The organism is Bacillus sp. FJAT-22090 (assembly GCF_001278755.1).
In the GTDB taxonomy this organism is placed as follows: Bacteria; Bacillota; Bacilli; order Bacillales_A; family Planococcaceae; genus Psychrobacillus.
The window spans coordinates 3,643,573-3,658,352 of sequence record NZ_CP012601.1 but is presented as its reverse complement, the minus strand read 5'-3'; the positions used below and the strand labels follow the sequence as shown (position 1 = coordinate 3,658,352).

Below are 14,780 nucleotides of genomic sequence, written 5' to 3'. Positions count from 1 at the left end.
TAAACACCAAGAGAATAATTGCTCTTGGTGTTTTTTATTTTCTTTAATTGCATTAGCAGAGGATTGGTTACTTAAACCTTTACTCTTTTGCTTACTGGAAATCTACAAATCACCTTATTCAAAAACACTTGTACTATGTGGAGGTTGAACACGTGATTTTGGGTCAATAAAGGCTTTAATATGACTAATCGCAATGGGTACTTCTCCAAATCCTACTGCAATCAGTTTTACTTTCCCATCATGCGTGCAAACATCCCCTGCAGCATATATCCCTTCCATGTTCGTTTCCATTTTTTCATTCACAACTACCGAATTTTTTTGCATCGTGAGACCCCAATTCTTCAAAGGCCCTAGTGATGCTACATTTCCATAATTGACAAGGACATGATCAACTGGGATTCGTTGTTCAGATTTATCTTTTGCAACGATTACAACCTCTTGAATGGAATCACCATCTCCAACTAATTCTTTAATTCCAAAAGGTGTCTTTATATGCACCTTTGAATTTTTCAGTTGTTGAACAGTCATTTCATGGGCTGTAAACTCTCTGCGATGACAAATAGTTACGCTAGTAGCTACATCTTCAAGCATTAAGGACCAATCCAACGCAGAATCTCCGCCACCTAACACAAGTACAGTAGAATCTTTAAAATCCTGTAAGTTCTTTACTTTGTAGTGAAGATTTTTCCCTTCATATTCTGCAGCTCCTGGAACATTTAATTTACGAGGTTGGAACGAACCGATGCCAGAAGTAAGTAAAATAGTTCTGGTAAAATGCACCTCTTTATCCGTCGTTAATTTAAAATGATCGTTGAATCTCTCAAGAGATGTTGCCGTTTCCTCTAGGCAAATTGTTGGATTGCTATAAGCAGCCTGTTCCTCCAAGTTTGCTATTAAGTCTCTAGCTAGAATTTTTGGAAGCCCTCCAATATCGTATATATATTTGTCAGGATAAAGCTCCATTAACTGTCCACCAAGCTGCGGTAAACTATCGATTATTTTCACCTTAAGGCCACGTAGTCCTCCATAGAATGAAGCAAATAATCCGGTCGGACCTCCACCAATAATAGTAACGTCATACATTTCACTGTTCATAGTACTAAGCACCTCTATTTTTATCTCATAAAAATCGATTTCTCATTTCAGGAGACGGAATTGTACAGCTTTCTTTTTTGCCAAACCATTTATACCGATTATTCGCAACAAATTTATACAGAATATCCCTAAATGTCTTGGGAATAATCTTAAAAACATAAAAAACCTTCCATAGCCCATTTAAATGTTTACATATAAAAATTGCAGCGTCGGAGGAATCATATACTGTATTATCTTCAATTACTAAAACACTATTCAGCTTTTCAGGAATAAGATGCTTTATTTTAAGTTCCCTTCCTATATCACTCTGCAAGGCAGCAAACTGAAAAAATCCTTTGGGATCTCTTGTGATGACAAATTGAACACTTGCATCACAAAAGTTACACTCCCCATCAAATAAAACAATAGCAGTCACATGATAACCTCCTTTCTCTCAGTGTACTATAGTGGGTTACTTTTGTTGAATTATATGCATATAAAAGGACGTCCTAAATTACAGGACATCCTTTGTTTTACTGTTTATCTTGAGGAGTATCCGATGATCCGACTTCTTCTAATATTTCAAAGCTGTTAGAATAATCTCGCACTCGTGGATCTTCATCCTCCACCGGTTGATCAGTAGTTGAATTCAGAATATCTTCTTCTACTGGACGAATATCCTCATTTACCTCTTGTCTTGCATGTTCTACGCAAGTTAAAGCAGTTGGTACAGCCTCTAATCTTTCCATCGGAATCTCTTTCGAGCATTCTTTGCAAGTACCATATGTTCCTTCTTCCATCGCAGCTAGTGCTTCTTTTATATCTTGCATTTCATCCTCTTCATGCTTTTGCATTGCCAAACGAGTATGTTGAAGCGTTAAATCAGTTGCACTATCGGCAGGATGGTTATCATAAAAAGATAACTCCGTTGTATTAAACTCCTCATTATTATCTCTACTATGTTCCAATTCGTTTAAACGCTCAAGTAATGTATCTTTTAATTTATCGTACTTCGTCGTCATAAGAACTCCTCCTTTTATTAACAGATAAAAAATCAATTATCTGTCCAAAACCCAAAGCCTCGCCTATCGGCAGATATTCGCGCTCGCGTTTATTTAATAATAGGATTCCCACTTTTCAACGAAATAAAACAATATGTACTTCTTGATTTAGTAATAGTAAATATTGATACAATTGCATTCGATGATGCACCAAATGATTGATAATTTGAATAAACCATTCACCCTTACTATAATCACTTCCCCAATATGTGGTGAATCTTTCCTTTAATTCGTCTTCAGCTATGTTCTCATAATAGATTAGAAGTTCTTGAATACCAGTTGTAAATCGATTTTTTACTTCTGCTATATTCTTAGACATATTTGTTTGATAATACTCCGTCATTTGCTGTGCCGAATAGCCTTTTTGAATATGCAAATCTGCTCCTGGTATTTGGGAGAGATGCATGCAAACTTCCCATACACTCATTTTATTTACGACTGGACTTTTATGCAGTATTTCTTCATCCACTAGTTCAAAAAGTTCTAAGATTGTTTCTGAAATAAATTGTAATTGTTTTATAGCATCATTGCTCATTTGTACGCTCTTTTCCTACTTCTGTATGAGCGAATTTACGTACCATCTTTTTAATATTTTCTACCTTACGAAACCTAAGTGCTGACCAATCTTCATCAATTGCAATATTTCGAACGGGTTCAAAACCTTCTTCGGCAAGCACTCGTGCAACAGTATCTCTGCTACAATCTGAGCCTTTATATACTTTGGAAGATTTTTTAGGATAACATAACCATAAAAGACCATCTTCTTCAAGAAAATCAACAACTGATTTAGAAAGGTTAACTATCTCTTCGTTGGAAGTTCCAAACACTTGAATAAACCCATAATTTTCTTCTTCCACTTTTTTATCTACTCTTCCTTCAAAAGCAGTTAAAACCTCATTATAAGAAGATGGGGCATTTAAAATGAGCACTGCTTTTCCTGTTTCTTTCCATTGTAGCTTCTTTAGCACTGGTTGAATTTCAGTCATTGTTAATCCTTCTTTCATTTTACATTCATAGTACCTTATTTTTTGGTTATCTTACAATTATGCTTTCATTACAATATTTTCGAATTTTCAAGTATGATAATAAAAAGGAGTGATTGTGAATGGGTATTCATAAGTTTTTTATGAGCATGAACGATTTAGAAAGAATTATACGTGCCCCAGGACGTTTTAAGTTCGAGGATCATAATGTTGCTGCACATTCATGGAAGGTTTCTCAATACGCGATGTTTTTTGCAACAATCGAAGAGAACAATGGAGCGACTATTAACTGGAAGTCACTTTATGAAAAAACGATTAATCATGACTTTGCTGAAATTTTTATCGGGGATATTAAAACTCCAGTAAAGCATGCTTCCCCAGAACTTAAACAGATGCTTTCTCATGTAGAAGAAAAAATGATGGAGAAATTTATTTTAGATGAAATTCCAGAGGAATTCCAACCTGTCTTTTTCGACCGAATGAAAGAAGGAAAAGACGAAACCATTGAAGGCAGACTACTTGAACTTGCTGATAAACTCGATCAAGTGTATGAAGCTTTTGCAGAATTACAACGCGGAAATACGGATATTGAGTTTTTAAAAATGTACGATAATGCTTTAAGAAAAATAGTTCATATGCCTTTAGAAAAAAGTGTTAATTACTTCAAAGAAGTTATGTTACAAGACATTATGGAGGAAGAATCTGTAATTGATGTGAGAGCTCTTACCTTAAAAATTTTGATGGAATAAAACTTTTTTAACAATAAATGCGATATACTGTATAATATAGTGTATAATTTTGTTAACTATTAAGATTTTTGAAGGAGGGTTGTCACATGCCGATACCAGTTAATCATACAAAACCTGTAAGAACTACCGCAAAACTTCATGCTTTTAATCAATTACAGCAATGGATTATCGATGGTACATTACAACCAGAAGAAAAATTAAATGATATCGAGCTTGCACAGGCACTGGGAGTTAGTCGAACTCCCATTCGTGAATCACTTCAGCTCTTAGAATCACAAGGCTTTGTCACCATGCAACCAGGAAGAGCTACGCAAGTAACTGCAGTAGAAACAGACGACATTAATAATCTTTTACCACCATTAGCAGTATTGCAAGCGCTTGCAGCCGAACTCTCTATTCCTAATATGGATGAGAGCATACTTGAATTACTAGAAGAAAAGAACAAGCAATTCGCGGATGCGCTTCGGACAAAGGAATTTACCACTGCATTGAAAGTAGACGAAGAGTTCCACCAGATTATTGTGGATAGTGCCAATAATCCATACATACTTTCTATGATAGAAATGCTTCAAGCACATGTGCGAAGATTGTTCTATTATGAAAAAATTAATCTTAGAGAGTATTCCGTAGAACAACACGCTGAAATAATTCGTTTTCTTAGAGAAAAGGACACAAAAAAAGTAACAGAAGTTATGCGCGCAAATTGGATTTATACTATAGAAGAATTTTAATAGAAAACAAGCCCATTTACATTAAGTAAATGGGCTTGTTATTTTTATGTTTTTTGCATTTTTGCAATTATGCCAGTTATAAGAGTTACAACTATGAAAGGAATTAACCAGCCCAAACCTACACTATAGAACGGCAAATAATTCTCATATAATGATACGATTGGTTTCATCCATCCAAAATAATCAATGCCTAGTGAATCACATAATGCTTTAAAACCGTCAATAACACTAATTAAAAACGTTATGAGTACAACACTTACATAAACAATTCTTGCGTGATTAAATAACGGTGAAATGAATGTCAACAAGATCATTACAATTGCTAATGGATATAGCAGCATCAATACAGGAATTGAATATGTAATGATGTTTGATAATCCAAAGTTAGCAATAATACATGTAAACACACTAAAGAATATGACAAATGCCTTATAACTAATTTTCGGCATCAACGTATGAAAATACTCCCCACATGCAGTTGTTAAACCAATACTAGTTGTCAAACATGCTAAGAAAATAATAACAGATAAAAGCACTGCTCCAAATGAACCGAAGTAATGCTCAGAAGCGCTACTTAAAACGGGACCACCATTATCAAACAATCCAAAAAGACTTGTACTTGTTGCACCTAAATAAGCAATCCCTGCATATATAACGCCTAAAAAGAATACAGCAATTCCACCAGACTTAGCTGTTGCAGATATAATTCCTTTTGTCGAATTAACTCCCATGGAACGAACTGCATTGATCACGATAATACCAAATACAAGTGAAGCTAAAGCATCCATTGTATTGTATCCCTCTGTAAAGCCGGTCATAAATGCATTATCCACATAACTTCCTTGAGGAGCTTCAAACCCACCCATAGGCTTCAAAACAACAAAGAGTAATAAGATAAATAACCCAATAATTATTCCCGGTGATAAATATTTCCCTACATTATCTACAATTTTCGAAGGATTAAGAGAAAATAATAATGTAATTCCAAAGAAAAGTATTGTAAATACGAGTAATCCAATTTGTGCATAGTCAGCATCTATAAACGGTTGAATTCCAATTTCATAAGAAACGGCTCCTGTTCTTGGCAAAGCGAAGAAAGGTCCTATAGTTAAATACAACAAAGAGGTAAAAATAACAGCGAAAATAGGATTTACTCTACTTGATAACTCTTGTAGATTTTTACTTCCTGAGAATCCCATTGCAAGCGTACCTAGGAAAGGTAATCCAATTCCCGTTGCCAAAAATCCAATTACCGCTGGCCATACATTCGTTCCTGCGTTCTGACCTAAACTTGCTGGGAAAATTAGATTTCCTGCTCCAAAGAATAGTGCAAACAACATTACTCCAATAACAAGATGATTGGAGAATGATAATTTTTTATCCATAATTATTCTGCCTCCTGTAATGATAAACAAAATCATTTTTGTTTTAGCTTGTGTATTTTCTTAGATGAATTTGCATAAATGATTTTTATCATTTCTTCAGCCTGCAAATATATCAGACCTGATAATACTATGTATTGACGCAGAATGCAATATATCAGACGAAATATATAGAAAATTGTCGTAATTATAATAATATTATTTACATAATTACCTGAATCATGTTACTATTGGTAAAATTTATATGCGATGAAGAGAAGAGTAGATCGATCAATTCTTTTGAAGAGAGCTCCGGGTGCTGAAAAGGAGTAAGAATTATTTATTGAACCAAGTCTCGGAGCATCACAAAGGACCCTGCTAATAGGAGATGGTGTGACGGGAGCTCCCGTTATCGGGCTCAGGTATACGCAAATCGTAGTTTATTTGCCGTACCGATTAAGATTAATATGGTGACATATTAATAAACTAGGGTGGTACCACGACTTTCTAAATCTCGTCCCTAAGACATTTGTCTTGGGGGTGGGATTTTTTTATTTGCAGTTTTTTAATAAATGCTCTGTTACTATAGTGGCTCATGCGGACGTGCAAATTGCAAATAGATTCGTATAATCCCCGTATGATTTTAACTATTAACAGCAAAGTTTAAAAAGCCATTTAATTGAGAAAGGAGTATAACAGGACAATGAATAAATTATACTCATCATGGAAGTACCCATTTATATTATTAGTGGGAATTGGCATTTCTAATCTTGGTGCATGGGTCTATTTAATTGCACTTAATTTAATCGTGTTGGATATGACGAACTCCCCTCTTGCTGTTGCCGGACTTTATATTGTTAAACCTCTGGCTACCTTGTTTACGAATAGTTGGGCAGGTAGTGTAATTGATCGAATCAATAAAAGAAATTTAATGATAGTGCTTGATCTATTTCGAGCAATGTTTATAGCATTTCTGCCATTTGTTTCAGACATTTGGCTAATATATTTCCTTGTCTTTATAATCAATATGGCAAGTTCTATGTTTGAACCAACATCTATGACCTATGTTACAAAGTTAATACCAGTTGAACAAAGAAAACGATTTAATTCGCTGCGAAGCTTAATAGATTCTGGAGCTTTTTTGATAGGACCAGCGATAGCTGGAATTCTATTTTTACTAGGCACACCCACAGTAGCAATTTTTATTAACGCGACTGCCCTCCTATTATCAGGTATCGTTACTTTATTTATGCCTAATTTGGAAAGGTATCAGGCGATTGCCCAAGCAGATGATCATTTTACATGGGCGGTAATAAAAAAAGATTGGAGTATTGTTTTAAACTTCAGTCGGCATTTTCCTTATATTATGGGCATTTACTTTTTGTTTAGTTGTGTGATGGTAATGGCGACATCTTTGGACTCTCAGGAAGCTGCATTTGCGAAATCAGTACTTTCCTTATCGAACACGGAGTATGGTTTTCTTGTAAGTATTGCAGGGGCGGGTATTATTACAGGGGCTATAGTGAACTCCATATTTGTAAGAATGCTGAGGACGTTTATTTTAATTGGCGTTGGTTCTTTAATTGTTTCAATTGGTTATATTGTATATGCTTTTTCGAGCTCCTTTTTAGTAGCAGGCATAGGTTTTTTTATCCTTGCCTTTTCTCTAGCATTCGCTAATACAGGATTTCATACGTTTTATCAAAATAATATCCCAGTAAATATGATGGGCAGAGTTGGCAGTATATACGGGTTAATTGAAGCATTCTTCATTATTTTAAGTACAATAGTTATTGGGATTACAGCAGAACTCGTCTCCATCCAGTTCGTCGTAATTTGTGGTTCATTACTAATGTTAGCCCTAACCGTTCTATTATTGTTTTTAAGTACAGCTCCTTCTAAAAGGGAATATTACAATGAATAAGGAATAGTTTTATAAAAAAACACCTTCCAAGCTAAATCTTGGAAGGTGTTGATTTACTTACTTTTCTCTTCTGGAAATAAAACTTCCTTCAATTCGTCCTCCGCTGAAGAATTAGAAAGTTTCACTCCTGAACGATACGCCGCACGAGTTATGAGATGCCCCGAGACAGGTGCTGTTAAAAAAACAAATATAATCCCTAAAATTAACCTTACGCTAATAAATGCATCATGTACCCAAAAATAAACAAACGCTCCAGAAAGGGATAATAATACAGCTAACGTAGAGCTCTTAGTAGCCGCATGTGAACGGGTATAAATATCAGGGAGAGTTATAATACCAAAAGCACTAATAACACTCATAATACTAGCTAATAAGATTAATATAGCTGCACCAAGTTCAATTATCTGACTTGCGCTCAACGATAATCCCCCTTTCGATGTACTTCGAGAATGCAATTGTACTAATAAAAGCAAGAATACCTAAAATAAGAATCGCCTCTAAAAAGGCCATTGTTTTTAATACCATCGAAATAACAGCAATCGAAGATAGAAGATTGACACCAATCATATCTAAAGCTATTGCACGGTCTGGCATCGTTGGCCCTTTAATCATTCGAAAAAGAGCAATCGATATGGAAATGGCAAAAAAGGCGAGTGCAACTAAAAGAATCATCTCTATCATCAACGTGTCACCTCCATAATCGCTTTTTCAAATCGCTCAATTGATCTTAATACATCTTCTTTTGATTTCTCAATATCCATCGCATGAATATAAAACATATCACCTTCAGGATTTACTTCCATTACGACAGAACCTGGAGTAAGTGTTAATAACATGGCGAGTGCTGTGATTTCCCAGTCACCTCGTAGTTCAGTTTTATAAGTGAAAATCCCAGGTTTAATTTTATGTCTAGGATTTAATATTTGTTTAATAATTAAAATGCTTGAAAACGTTAGCTCTGATATAAAGATAAATATAAGTTTTAATATAGAAACTAATCTTCTTAAGTAGAATTGCGTACCAAAAAAACGATGCATTAAAAAGATAATCCCTATCCCTACAAGGAAACCAGCGATAAAGGTTGTAATTCTTAGCTCATCTTCATCCTGTAATAACATCCATAAAAACGCGATAAACAAATTAAGTAAAAACTGTGCAGGCATGTATATTCACCTCTTCCTCTACTTTTCTCCACCTAAAACCGCTTCAATATAGATAGCGGGATTGACAAGAGTTTTTGCAGCATCACTTACATAGGTAGATATAAATTCTGCCCCAAGTCCTAGTGAAGCTGTTCCAATGGCTAATAAAACAATTGGAATTAGCAATCCTTTCTTAAGTGGCATTTCTTCTCCTAAACTAATAATTGTTTCACCGAAGAAGGAGTTTAAAAATATGCGAAGTAGTGAATACAACACCACAATACTAGATATAAAAGCTAAAGCCAATAAAATATATGAACCTGCTTCCACTGCTCCTTGCCCTACCAGTATTTTCCCAACAAAACCACTTAGTGGAGGTATTCCTGTAAGAGACAATGTAACGATGAAAAATAGCCACCCAAACATCGGATAGTTCCGAATAAGACCACTTATCTCATCTATTTTATTTTTTCCAGTAAGTAGAATCATCGTACCGACAAGTAAAAATAACATAGCCTTTGCAATCATATCGTGGATAATGTAATAAATAGATCCTTCAATCGAAGCGGGTGTCGCAACTGCTAGTCCAATTAAAATAAATCCAACTGCAATGACTACATTATAAGCAACAATTTGACGCACATCCTTGAACGCAATCGCTCCCATACAACCTGCCACAATAGTGATTCCTGCCATTACACCGATTAAACTATGCGTAACATCTGGTTCATGATAAAAAATCAGCGTAAAAGTACGGAACAATGCATATATTCCTACCTTCGTTAGTAAAGCTCCAAAAAGTGCGGCTACTGCAGTCGGAGGAACACTATAAGAACCTGGAAGCCAATAGAATAATAACAATCCTGCCTTTAAGCTAAACACTAGCAAAAAGACGATGGCTATCGTTGTAAGTAATGGATCTTGTCCTGCTTCCGCTACTCTTTCTGCTAAATGAGCCATATTTAAAGTTCCAGTTGTGCCATATAGAAAAGCTAATGCTACTAAGAAGAACCAAGATGCAACCACGTTTATGACCACGTACTTAATCGATTCTCTTAATTGTACCTTTTCCCCTCCAAGCGTTATAAGCGCATAAGAGGCTAAAAGCATCACTTCGAAACAAACGAATAAGTTAAACATATCACCAGTCAACAAAGAACCATTTACCCCTGCTACTAAAAATAAGACAAATGGGTAGAAAAACATTTTCTCATGTCTTTCTCCGATTGAAGAAAAGGCATAAATTAAACAGATTGCTGTTACAATACTTGCTGTTAATACTAGTAACATGGAAAAAGAATCTGCGACAAAAAGTATCCCAAATGGAGGCTCCCAACCACCAAAATCTAACCGCAGAATACCTTCCGATTGAATGGTATTTAAAACAAAGACACTAACACACGCCACTCCAATCATTGCTAACAAACTAATGATTCTCTGTAAACGTATATACGAACGTAGAAATACGAGTATCACTCCCACCATAATCGGAATGATTAACGGCAAAACAATTAAATTATTCATCATTTGTTCCTCGCAATGCATGAAGATCATCCTGCCTATTTACTTGATAAGATCGATAAGCTAAAACAAGTAAAAAGGCTGTCACCGCAAAGCTTATAACAATAGCAGTTAAAATCAATGCTTGTGGGAGAGCATCTGTATAAGGAGCGTCTGCCTGCTTCAGTAAAGGTACATTACCTTTTTTTAAGCCTCCAATTGTTAAGATCAACAAATGAACTGCATGAGACAGAACAGCGGTCCCTAAAATTACTCGAATAATATTTCTAGAGAGGATCAAATAGGTTCCAACGGCTGTTAGTATTCCGATTAATATCATAATTAACGTTTCCATCTCTACTCATCCTCACTTATACTCAAAATAATTGTTACAACTACTCCGACAACGGTTAATGCCACACCAGCCTCGAAAATAGTCACTGTGGTGAGCTCTGTTTTCCCAAAGATAGGGAGATCAAAGTAGCCAAAAGACTGCGATAAAAAAGGCACACCCAAAATTATAGAACCAAACCCTGTAGAAGTTGCCATTAACACACCTAAGGCAGCTACTAGTTTAAAATCAAAGGGAAGACTCTTGCTGATCGATGCTATATCATGTGTTAAATAAAGTAGCACGATAGCAGAACCAAGCACTAAGCCACCTATAAATCCACCACCAGGTTTATTATGACCAGACAAAAACAAATACACACCGAATGTCAGTATAATAAACACAACAATTCTAGTAACTGTCCGTAAAATAACATCATTAATCTTCAATGTCTTCTGCCCCCTTCTTTGCTCGTAACTTAATGAGAGTATAAACTCCTAAGCCGGCAATAAAGAGTACAACAACCTCTAACATCGTATCAAATGCACGGAAATCCCCTAAAATGGCATTCACAATATTTGCTCCACCAGCTAGTTCATAAGCATTTTCAAAAAATACCGATATCGATGCAAATGAATTGTAATTGATGACTGAAAAACCTATTAGCATGACAAATGCCCCAACAGCAATCGAGATGATTGCATTAATCATCTTGTTATTGGATGATGATTTCTCTTTCTTCCAATCCGGTAAATGAGAAAATGCCAAAAGAAATAAAGCCGTAGTGACAGATTCTACAACAAGCTGGGTTAGCGCCAAATCTGGAGCACGGAATATAACGAAAAAGATAGAGATAGCGTAACCCAAAACACCATTCAAAAGAACTGCTGTCACACGAGATTTCGCAAATATCATTGCAACTGCAGCAATCGCCATTACGCCAACAAGTATACCTTCATACACTCGAATTGGAGCATTGTTAGCAGTGCTAAACGAAAATGCTGATGAAAATAATAAAAAGCCACCTGAAGTTACTATAAAGAACAAATAAATATAAACTAAATAATCTCTCAAAAATCCAGTCATATAAGACTTCGTTGTTAATGTAGAACTTACTTCACTGTCTGCAAGCAACCTATTATAAAACGCATTAAATGTGTATTTTTGAGAAAATAAGCTGTATATTGGCTTCCAACTTTTTAGTCGATAATACAGTATTGCCCCTACCAAAATAACACCAATCGTCATAAGTAATTCTGGTTTAATTCCATGCCAGGCAGAAATTTTCGGAGTGAGGCTTTCCGCCTCCGCGAATGTCGGATATACACTAAACATCGCTGGACGTAGTATATATTCACCTAGTAAATTAGGGAATAAGAATATACCTACCACAAATGCAACTAATATAAATGGAGAAATAAGCATTCCTATAGGTGCTTCATGAATTGGTTTGTCTAACTTTTCTGGTTGAGCTGGTCCTAAAAATGTTTTAAAAATGATAATCATACAATAAACAAACGTAAAGACACTTGCTATCCACGCTACGATTGGGAAAATGATACCTATGGAGTCGAGCGAGAAGACATTAGCATCAGTAATAGCTACTGTGGCTGCAAAAAACATCTCTTTACTTAAAAAACCATTAAAAGGTGGCAATCCTGCCATCGATAAACTTCCTATTGCAGCAATCGTAAATGTAAACGGCATGAGTGCCATTAACCCACCAAGCCTTCGTATGTCACGGGTCCCAAGTTCATGATCGACAATTCCCACTACCATGAACAAAGCACCCTTAAAGGTTGAGTGATTGATCATATGAAAAAGTGCGGCAAATGTTGCTTGCGTATAAATAATCGAATCCTTCGAATACCCCAAATGAAGTGCAATCGACCCTAAGCCGAGAAGACTCATAATTAGACCTAGCTGACTAACAGTTGAATACGCTAGCAAAGCCTTTAAATCTGTTTGTCGAATTGCATTCAAAGAACCCCAAAATAATGTAATCATACCTACTCCACTAACCGCCCAAAACCAAACTTGTTCTCCACCAAAAATAGGTGTAAAACGGGCTACTAAGTAAATACCAGCTTTAACCATTGTAGCGGAATGTAAGTATGCACTCACGGGAGTTGGAGCTTCCATCGCATCAGGTAACCAAATATGAAATGGAAACTGTGCTGATTTTGTAAACGCCCCTATTAATATCAAAATCATTGCTGGTATAAAAAACGAGTGATCTGTCATCTCGCTTAGACTTGAAATAATCTCGCGAATACTATATGTCCCAGTCATAGAGTGAAGCATTATAAATCCAATAAGCATCGCTACTCCGCCACTCACGGTAATAAGCATTGCTTTTTGAGCTCCTTGTCTTGAGCCTTTACGATGATGCCAAAAGGCGATTAATAAGAAAGAAGAAACACTTGTTAACTCCCAAAATACATATAAAACCATTAAGTTGTCCGAGAACACAACTCCCAGCATGGCACCCATGAATAGTAGTAGGTAGCAATAAAAATGTTGAAGGGATTCTTTAGATGAAAGATAAAAAATAGAATATAGAATAACTAAACTACCTACACCAGTTATAAGTAAACCAAATATCATACTTAAACCGTCTAAATAAGTAGTGAAATTAATTCCTAAATGAGGTATCCATTCATAAGTATGGATATATGTTTTACCACCTGCTATCGAGGGAATTAGCCTAGCAAGCATGACTAACAAAAAAATAGGGACTAAAAGGACAAACCAGCCTACATGAATTTTGGTAAATCGCCTATATATAAACGGTACGATTGCCGCAATAATAAATGGAATAACAATAATTAAACTAACAGGGAACAAAATTTAACCTCCTACTTGACAAATTTTGTAGAATTGTAATTTTACAGAATTATTTCATTTGAACTAGATGCTTGACTATACCACTAACTAGTAGCATAATAGGAATCCATATGGAGTCCTTATGTATTTTTGGAGATTTTTGAGGTGTAGTACAATGAAAGATTTGTGCCCATTCCTTGCCATGGTATATAAAAAATTGAGGGATGCATGAATATACTTTGTAAATTATACACTAAATAAGCGCTTTTCGCACTTGAAGTGCTTGAGGATTAAACAATTTGAGATGAAATTAAATGGAAAGAAGATAAAATTATTTAGCTGAAAAAGAGGTGTAGACTACCGTGAAACACACGAAAGGCAGAATGGATGAGAGTATATTGGTCTGCGTATACTATGGTCCTAATGGCGAACGTTTAATAAGAAGAGGTCATAAGATGGCTACTATAATGGATTGCCCTCTCTATATTCTTACAGTTGACCCTCTTCCATACGATGCATTCGATGCCGAGAAATCAAGTTATATTGAACAATGGCAGAATTTAGCTGAAGAACTAGAAGTAGACGAATTTATCATTCGCGATAACGAAAAACGCCCTTCACCAAAAGTTATAAAAGAAGTAGCTCATAAACATAATATAACCCAAATAATTATTGGACAAACTGCCCAAAGTAGATGGGAAGAGATTACAAAGGGCTCTTTTATGAATGTGTTATTACGTGAAATTCCTTTTGTTGATTTCCATGTTGTTTCCGTAGAACGATCTGTCAAAGACGAGGAAGATGGCATTTTCGAAAAAGGAGTACGTGCGTATTTGGTCGCGGATGGCGATGATTATAAAGTATCCTTTACATGTGCTAAAAACATGTGCCAAGAAGGTATTTTCTTTAAAGAAATTGGTACAGATTTTGATAATGGGATTTTTAAATTCATGCATAACAGCAAGATGCACCAAGTCCATATTCAAGAGAACCTGGTAACAGACAACTCTCAAGTTCCAGACGGGTGCAATGTTAAGATTAAACAATAATTTTTAAAGGAAACTCCGATGAGTTTCTTTTTTTTGAGCTTTTTGGCAT

General features: G+C 35.6%; 17 protein-coding genes and 1 other annotated feature. Of the genes, 4 read left to right on the top strand and 13 right to left on the bottom strand.

The window, feature by feature from the left end:
• Positions 1–114: 114 nt before the first annotated feature.
• The 5 genes from AM499_RS18455 to AM499_RS18435 form a co-directional block, all read right to left on the bottom strand.
• Entirely contained in the window at positions 115–1,095 is a 981-nt protein-coding gene (locus AM499_RS18455; RefSeq protein WP_053591573.1) for an NAD(P)/FAD-dependent oxidoreductase, read from the bottom strand.
• 25 nt (positions 1,096–1,120) lie between these two features.
• Entirely contained in the window at positions 1,121–1,510 is a 390-nt protein-coding gene (locus tag AM499_RS18450) for a thiol-disulfide oxidoreductase DCC family protein (protein WP_053591572.1), read from the bottom strand.
• 97 nt (positions 1,511–1,607) lie between these two features.
• Positions 1,608–2,096: a TraR/DksA C4-type zinc finger protein gene (locus AM499_RS18445; RefSeq protein WP_053591571.1), complete on the bottom strand. Its 489-nt coding sequence runs from the start codon at positions 2,094–2,096 to the stop codon at positions 1,608–1,610.
• Between the two features lie 115 nt (positions 2,097–2,211).
• On the bottom strand, positions 2,212–2,670 hold the full coding sequence (locus tag AM499_RS18440; protein WP_053591570.1) for a DinB family protein: 459 nt from the start codon (positions 2,668–2,670) through the stop codon (positions 2,212–2,214).
• On the bottom strand, positions 2,660–3,121 hold the full coding sequence (locus tag AM499_RS18435; protein ID WP_053591569.1) for a hypothetical protein: 462 nt from the start codon (positions 3,119–3,121) through the stop codon (positions 2,660–2,662). Before AM499_RS18435 ends, AM499_RS18440 begins: the two co-directional genes overlap by 11 nt.
• 119 nt (positions 3,122–3,240) lie before the next feature.
• On the opposite strand from AM499_RS18435, the gene AM499_RS18430 reads away from it, so the two are divergent.
• Together AM499_RS18430 and AM499_RS18425 are read left to right on the top strand one after the other, a co-directional pair.
• Entirely contained in the window at positions 3,241–3,867 is a 627-nt protein-coding gene (locus tag AM499_RS18430) for a YfbR-like 5'-deoxynucleotidase (protein WP_053591568.1), read from the top strand.
• An 86-nt stretch (positions 3,868–3,953) separates the two neighbouring features.
• On the top strand, positions 3,954–4,598 hold the full coding sequence (locus AM499_RS18425) for a GntR family transcriptional regulator (protein WP_053591567.1): 645 nt from the start codon (positions 3,954–3,956) through the stop codon (positions 4,596–4,598).
• A gap of 44 nt (positions 4,599–4,642) precedes the next feature.
• On the opposite strand, the gene brnQ is transcribed toward AM499_RS18425, so the two are convergent.
• A complete protein-coding gene (gene brnQ / locus AM499_RS18420) occupies positions 4,643–5,983 on the bottom strand; it encodes a branched-chain amino acid transport system II carrier protein (protein WP_053591566.1) in 1,341 nt (446 codons plus the stop codon).
• Positions 5,984–6,220: 237 nt separating this feature from the next.
• Positions 6,221–6,484: a binding site (T-box leader), on the top strand.
• Between the two features lie 178 nt (positions 6,485–6,662).
• On the opposite strand from brnQ, the gene AM499_RS18415 reads away from it, so the two are divergent.
• Positions 6,663–7,883 carry an MFS transporter gene (locus AM499_RS18415; protein ID WP_053591565.1) on the top strand — a complete coding sequence of 407 codons (1,221 nt, stop codon included), beginning with the start codon at positions 6,663–6,665 and terminating at the stop codon, positions 7,881–7,883.
• A gap of 53 nt (positions 7,884–7,936) precedes the next feature.
• On the opposite strand, the gene AM499_RS18410 is transcribed toward AM499_RS18415, so the two are convergent.
• Genes AM499_RS18410 through AM499_RS18380 form a run of 7 tightly spaced genes read right to left on the bottom strand, consistent with a single transcriptional unit; the run spans position 7,937 to position 13,703 of the window.
• A complete protein-coding gene (locus tag AM499_RS18410; RefSeq protein ID WP_082355309.1) occupies positions 7,937–8,302 on the bottom strand; it encodes a Na+/H+ antiporter subunit G in 366 nt (121 codons plus the stop codon).
• Positions 8,280–8,564 (bottom strand): Na(+)/H(+) antiporter subunit F1, encoded by a 285-nt coding sequence (locus AM499_RS18405; RefSeq protein ID WP_053591564.1) that lies wholly within the window; start codon positions 8,562–8,564, stop codon positions 8,280–8,282. The genes AM499_RS18410 and AM499_RS18405 overlap by 23 nt, the downstream gene beginning before the upstream one ends.
• A complete protein-coding gene (locus tag AM499_RS18400) occupies positions 8,564–9,046 on the bottom strand; it encodes a Na+/H+ antiporter subunit E (RefSeq protein WP_053591563.1) in 483 nt (160 codons plus the stop codon). Before AM499_RS18400 ends, AM499_RS18405 begins: the two co-directional genes overlap by 1 nt.
• Positions 9,047–9,064: 18 nt before the next feature.
• On the bottom strand, positions 9,065–10,549 hold the full coding sequence (locus tag AM499_RS18395) for a Na+/H+ antiporter subunit D (RefSeq protein WP_053592281.1): 1,485 nt from the start codon (positions 10,547–10,549) through the stop codon (positions 9,065–9,067).
• The gene (locus AM499_RS18390; RefSeq protein WP_053591562.1) at positions 10,542–10,880 is read right to left on the bottom strand and encodes a Na(+)/H(+) antiporter subunit C; all 339 of its coding nucleotides are present in this window, start codon (positions 10,878–10,880) and stop codon (positions 10,542–10,544) included. The genes AM499_RS18395 and AM499_RS18390 overlap by 8 nt, the downstream gene beginning before the upstream one ends.
• Before the next feature lie 2 nt (positions 10,881–10,882).
• The gene (locus tag AM499_RS18385) at positions 10,883–11,305 is read right to left on the bottom strand and encodes a Na(+)/H(+) antiporter subunit B (RefSeq protein ID WP_053591561.1); all 423 of its coding nucleotides are present in this window, start codon (positions 11,303–11,305) and stop codon (positions 10,883–10,885) included.
• Entirely contained in the window at positions 11,295–13,703 is a 2,409-nt protein-coding gene (locus tag AM499_RS18380) for a Na+/H+ antiporter subunit A (RefSeq protein ID WP_053591560.1), read from the bottom strand. The genes AM499_RS18385 and AM499_RS18380 overlap by 11 nt, the downstream gene beginning before the upstream one ends.
• Positions 13,704–14,044: 341 nt before the next feature.
• Here AM499_RS18380 and AM499_RS18375 point away from each other — a divergent pair, with 341 nt between their 5' ends.
• Complete coding sequence (locus AM499_RS18375) at positions 14,045–14,731, top strand: universal stress protein (protein WP_053591559.1); 687 nt, start codon at positions 14,045–14,047, stop codon at positions 14,729–14,731.
• Positions 14,732–14,780 lie beyond the last annotated feature (49 nt).

What these genes read in the sequence shown, in the direction of transcription:
- AM499_RS18430 (WP_053591568.1), top strand. Translation starts at nt 3,241, where the DNA reads ATGGGTATTCATAAGTTTTTTATGAGCATGAACGATTTAGAAAGAATT.
- brnQ (WP_053591566.1), bottom strand. Translation starts at nt 5,983, where the DNA reads ATGGATAAAAAATTATCATTCTCCAATCATCTTGTTATTGGAGTAATG.
- AM499_RS18455 (WP_053591573.1), bottom strand. Translation starts at nt 1,095, where the DNA reads ATGAACAGTGAAATGTATGACGTTACTATTATTGGTGGAGGTCCGACC.
- AM499_RS18390 (WP_053591562.1), bottom strand. Translation starts at nt 10,880, where the DNA reads ATGGAAACGTTAATTATGATATTAATCGGAATACTAACAGCCGTTGGA.
- AM499_RS18445 (WP_053591571.1), bottom strand. Translation starts at nt 2,096, where the DNA reads ATGACGACGAAGTACGATAAATTAAAAGATACATTACTTGAGCGTTTA.
- AM499_RS18405 (WP_053591564.1), bottom strand. Translation starts at nt 8,564, where the DNA reads ATGATAGAGATGATTCTTTTAGTTGCACTCGCCTTTTTTGCCATTTCC.
- AM499_RS18415 (WP_053591565.1), top strand. Translation starts at nt 6,663, where the DNA reads ATGAATAAATTATACTCATCATGGAAGTACCCATTTATATTATTAGTG.
- AM499_RS18395 (WP_053592281.1), bottom strand. Translation starts at nt 10,549, where the DNA reads ATGAATAATTTAATTGTTTTGCCGTTAATCATTCCGATTATGGTGGGA.
- AM499_RS18435 (WP_053591569.1), bottom strand. Translation starts at nt 3,121, where the DNA reads ATGACTGAAATTCAACCAGTGCTAAAGAAGCTACAATGGAAAGAAACA.
- AM499_RS18440 (WP_053591570.1), bottom strand. Translation starts at nt 2,670, where the DNA reads ATGAGCAATGATGCTATAAAACAATTACAATTTATTTCAGAAACAATC.
- AM499_RS18425 (WP_053591567.1), top strand. Translation starts at nt 3,954, where the DNA reads ATGCCGATACCAGTTAATCATACAAAACCTGTAAGAACTACCGCAAAA.
- AM499_RS18400 (WP_053591563.1), bottom strand. Translation starts at nt 9,046, where the DNA reads ATGCCTGCACAGTTTTTACTTAATTTGTTTATCGCGTTTTTATGGATG.